Below are 4,203 nucleotides of genomic sequence, written 5' to 3' on the forward strand. Positions count from 1 at the left end.
GCGCCTCAACCTGTCCACCATCCTCTCCAGCAAGCGCGGTCCGTTGGCTGTTCTCAGCAAGGCGCAGCGCAAGGCGATCACCCATCTGGAGCGGGAGATCGCGAAGCTGGAGGGCGATCCGGCCAGGCGGGAACATGCGATGGGCTATCCGATGCGCATGACGGTTGTGGCGATGCTCGATGATCCCGCGACGCCCGGTTGGAAACGACAAGCTGCGCGTCAGCTGCTGAACCGGGTGCCATTGAGATACAGCAACCAAGATCTCCAGCGCCTTGGTCTGCCTGTGTCCGAGGTGGACTGAGATGGAGCTCTACGGCTCCATTCCATCGTCATTGTCCGGCTCGGGCGGCCGCGCCGCGGCGCGCGCCAAGGTTTCCAACCGACGCGCCTGACGCGGCCAAGCCCCCTGCGTGGTCCGCTGCAGATCGCGCAGGAGCCCGACCTCGGCGCCGTCGCGTTCCAGCCGGTCGAGACGCTCCTCGAGCTGGCGCTCGACGATCCGCTCGGCCTTCAGTCGGTCCGAGTTCGTCAGGCTGCCGAGCGAGCGCAGCAGCGAATGCGGCGCAGGCTTCTGGCTTGCAATGCGGAAGGCGTCGCGATCGTCACGCGCCACCGTGACCTGCCGCCCCCACTGGGTCAGCGCGGACTGGTAGGTGCCAAGGTGGCGTTGGATCAACATGTTGGTCGCCTGGTTCATCGCGCTCTCCCTCATGTGGCGTGCGAAAAACGATGCCACGACTTGAGGCGGACGCCAAGCGGATGGTGGCGTGGCCATGGGAAATCTGTATCCATGGCCTACCGCAGGTTCTACGGCCACCGAAGGCAGGCCGACGCGATCGGGACCGCGCTACCTGTTGATGATGATGTAGAGCGCGTGGATGATGCCGGGCACGTATCCCAGGATCGTCAGGATGACGTTGATCCAGAAGTGCTTGCCCAGACCTTCCTGAAGGAAGACGCCAAGCGGCGGGATGAAGATCGCAATGATTATTCGAATGATGTCCATGTCATATGCTCGGGGGCCCGAGCCTCCTTGATGTGTCGATGAGCCATCCGGCGATGCAGGAGGCATGTCCGCTCGATGTGTCCGATATTGAGACGCCCTCGCAGAGCTCTGCGAGGGCGTTGTCGCGTCGGAGCGCCGGGGATTGGATCAGTCCCAGAAGCCTTCGTCGACGCCTTCGAGCGACTCCAGCTGCTCTTCGCTCATGCGCGTGACGATCGCATAGGTCTTGTCGTCGACAGCCACGAGGTTCACGTCGCCGGTCGCGAGCATGACGTGCTTGTCGGCGATGTCGAGAAAGCCACCGACTTCAGCCACGACGCCGACCATCTGGCCATCCTTCGATAGCACGACATCTTCGATCGAGCCGATCTCGTTCCAGTCGGCGCCGACCTGGTCGTAGACATTGGCGCTGTCCCAGCCTTCGTCGTTGGCGGCGTTCGTGGTGTAGATGGCGCCGCCCGTAATGTCGCGGCTGCGGATCAGGTCACCCTGCATCGCCGACATGTCGGCGCTGGTCATCGCGGAGGTTTCGGCCATGGCATGGCTTTCGGCCAGCGCGCCGGTGGCGGCGACGGAGAGGGCGAGAGCGCTTGCGGTCAACAGTTTCATGCTCGGATATCCTTTCGATGTCTTCGCTGTTGGGAAGGCAACGGGTGCGGGACAGCTCCTGTTCCGCCTCTGCGTGCGACCGCTCTGACGCTAACACATCCCCGGCGAGGCGCCTTTTCATCCCCGCGATGCCCTTGAGCGGGACGCTCTTCGATACGAGAGGAAAAAGATGATGGTCGGTGTCACAGGGCCCTTCGGGCTGCGTCTCCCATGTGAACGCAGCCCGAAGGAGCCCTTCATGACGAGCCAGAACAGACCCACGCTTCGCGTCACGCAATCGGCCACACGGCAGCCGCAAGGCGGCGATGCGGGCCAGACGCCGGGCCGCGCCCATACGGGCGGCCCGGCGGCCGTCCACATCCCCAGCCTCACGAAGGAGAGCAAGATGAGCAAGGAAAGCATGCGCCGCACCCTCGACAGTATCCGGTCGAACCCCGGCAGGGGCGGGACATACTCGGCCAAGCAGATCGGCGCGATGGCGACGATCGAAGCCGCTTTGGCGAAGATCGCACATTGGGAGGCCAACAGCACCGAGCTGTCGACGCTCGAGGTCGAGCAGTTCAAGTCCCGCGTCGGCGACACCGGCTACACCGCCAAGGATCGGGAGCTGATGGCGAAAATTCTCGCGCGAACCCCCCGGCGAATGAGCTACAAGGAAGCGGAGCGGCTCAAGCGGCGCGGCCGGTAGGAGCTACGGCACCGCGAGGCAGACGGAGGTGCGGCCCAGAGGCCGCGCCGCCCCCATACAAGGACGGCAGGAGAGCGACATGCCCCGCGACGAGATCCACGAGACGACAACCATCGGCCCGATCATCGTGCCGGCCTACGATCCCGAGACCGGGAAATCGGGGCCGCTTCTGCGCGTGGCGCACTCGGACTTCGGCATCCAGCTCGCGCGCATCGAGCCGGGGCGCGAGCAGCTGATGCTCATGAAGTTCGAAGGCGATGCCTTCCCCGAAATCTGGGAGTTCCAGGCCGAGATGAATGCCGAAGGGCGCGAGGCGTTCGACGAGATCGTGAGCCTCTACGCGGCGCGGGACCACAGCTATGCCGGGGCGCTGGTCCACCCCTTCGCGCGCGGGATCGCAGTCGAGGAGAACGGCACCCTGCGCATGGTGGCGCAGGTCGACATGAAGATCGTGTCCCGTTACCTGCGCGACATCGAAGCTTGGCAGGCGGCGGCGCGGCACTTCGAGATGCTGCGCGATGCCTACCCGGCCAGGGACTGGTTCAAGTCGGGCTCCACTTGCTGGGTCCGCCTCGCGCCGGGCTATGACTGTCGGCACATCGAGGCGCTGACCGACCTGAAGGGGCTGAGGATCGAGGAGGGGCAGGCGGCCTACCTGCAGCTGACCTACAAGGAATACAAGGCGGACCGCCTGAAGGTCTGGGAGCCGCAGGTGCTGGTCACGATGGACCGCGCGCCTGTCTACGATCTCGATACCGATACGATCCCCGGCCTCACCGTGGCGATGCTCCCGGATGGCCGGCTGAACGGCAAGGACGACGCAGTCGAGGCCCAGGACGTCCTGTTGCACGACATCCTGGGCGACATGCCCAACCCGCACGAGCCGTTCCGTTGGCGCGCCGCGATCGACGAGGCGATGACCTGGCCGACCCCGGCGGAAGAGGCGGAGGAGATGCCGGCGCCGTAGCGGCGCCGGTCAGATCGGCTCCATTCCGAAGCCACGCGAGCTCGGCCCGCCGAGCCGGTCGATGAAGTCGTTCACCCGGTTCTCGATGACGGGGTAGTGGCCGTTCAGGCTGTCGCGACGCCGCTCCAGATACTCGGGTTTCGGCGCGGGCTTGCGGTTCTCCAGCTTGTCCAGGCTGACTTCGAGGAGCATGCCCACCTCGCGCCGGAATTCCCGCAGCATGTCCGCATGGGCAGCCTCGTCGATCGCGAGCGCATGCTCACCGATCGGCATCTTGCCGGCCTCTTCGAAGAGGGCCGAGGGCTTGTCCTCGGCGGCAAGCTCGTTGCGCCTCTTCCGCAGGGTGGCGTCGAAGATGCGGACGTCGCGGTTGGGGTGGTTGCAGGGGGTCATTCCAATGGCTCCGCGTCGAGAGGTATCATCGTTTTGGCCACCGGCGATGTCCGCCGGGGGCCGAGGTCATCACCGGCCGGGGCCGTCATTCGTGGGTGGCGTGTAGTCATGGCCCGGCGCTTCGAGTGCCATCGCGGCCACCTCGTCCGCCAGGTCCGGGAAGTCGGCGCGAAGCCCCTTGGCGATGTCCTGGTAGTCGCCCTTCGGCAAGCCCGCTTCCTCCAACTCCGGCATCCGTTCGACCAGCGTGCTCCGGACCAGCTTGATCGAGGCATCGCGGACCTTTGTGATGGCTTCAAGCGAGACGCCATCCCGCGGCCCGGCCGGAGCCAGGGTGCCGGCGCGCTCGAAGATTTCCTGCACGTTCCGCGCCGGATCCTTGATGGCGTTGCGCCACCGCGTGTAGGCCGTGCTCGCCGCGAGGGTGGCGTTGAGTAGCCATGCGGAGGTGTTGGGCGCGTGCAGCCCCCAGCGCATGGCCTGTGACGGGTAGATGTGCACCGAGATCACGTCCGCGTGGCGGTTCATCCACACCAGGTG

General features: G+C 65.7%; 8 protein-coding genes. 3 read left to right on the top strand and 5 right to left on the bottom strand.

The annotated features are described in order from the left end of the window. Window positions 1-301, top strand: a 301-nt coding sequence (locus ACFDS3_RS19300) for a hypothetical protein (protein ID WP_375263963.1), incomplete at its 5' end; no start/stop codon positions are given. Between the two features lie 9 nt (window positions 302-310). Here ACFDS3_RS19300 and ACFDS3_RS19305 read toward each other — a convergent pair. From ACFDS3_RS19305 to ACFDS3_RS19315, 3 genes are all read right to left on the bottom strand, one after another. After that, window positions 311-697 carry a hypothetical protein gene (locus ACFDS3_RS19305; protein WP_375263964.1) on the bottom strand — a complete coding sequence of 129 codons (387 nt, stop codon included), beginning with the start codon at window positions 695-697 and terminating at the stop codon, window positions 311-313. Window positions 698-847: 150 nt separating this feature from the next. Next, window positions 848-1,006, bottom strand: a complete 159-nt coding sequence (locus ACFDS3_RS19310; protein ID WP_375263965.1) for a YqaE/Pmp3 family membrane protein — start codon at window positions 1,004-1,006, stop codon at window positions 848-850. A 147-nt stretch (window positions 1,007-1,153) separates the two neighbouring features. After that, window positions 1,154-1,615 (bottom strand): PRC-barrel domain-containing protein, encoded by a 462-nt coding sequence (locus tag ACFDS3_RS19315; RefSeq protein ID WP_375263966.1) that lies wholly within the window; start codon window positions 1,613-1,615, stop codon window positions 1,154-1,156. A gap of 238 nt (window positions 1,616-1,853) precedes the next feature. On the opposite strand from ACFDS3_RS19315, the gene ACFDS3_RS19320 reads away from it, so the two are divergent. After that, window positions 1,854-2,303, top strand: coding sequence for a hypothetical protein (locus ACFDS3_RS19320; RefSeq protein ID WP_375263967.1), 450 nt, complete (start codon window positions 1,854-1,856; stop codon window positions 2,301-2,303). 79 nt (window positions 2,304-2,382) lie between these two features. After that, on the top strand, window positions 2,383-3,270 hold the full coding sequence (locus tag ACFDS3_RS19325; RefSeq protein ID WP_375263968.1) for a hypothetical protein: 888 nt from the start codon (window positions 2,383-2,385) through the stop codon (window positions 3,268-3,270). A gap of 9 nt (window positions 3,271-3,279) precedes the next feature. On the opposite strand, the gene ACFDS3_RS19330 is transcribed toward ACFDS3_RS19325, so the two are convergent. Further along, a complete protein-coding gene (locus ACFDS3_RS19330; RefSeq protein ID WP_375263969.1) occupies window positions 3,280-3,663 on the bottom strand; it encodes a hypothetical protein in 384 nt (127 codons plus the stop codon). A 69-nt stretch (window positions 3,664-3,732) separates the two neighbouring features. Beyond that, window positions 3,733-4,203 (bottom strand): hypothetical protein (locus ACFDS3_RS19335; protein ID WP_375263970.1); only part of this gene is annotated, 471 nt, incomplete at its 5' end.

The sequence above is a fragment of the Palleronia sp. genome, assembly GCF_042089775.1.
GTDB lineage: Bacteria > Pseudomonadota > Alphaproteobacteria > Rhodobacterales > Rhodobacteraceae > Palleronia.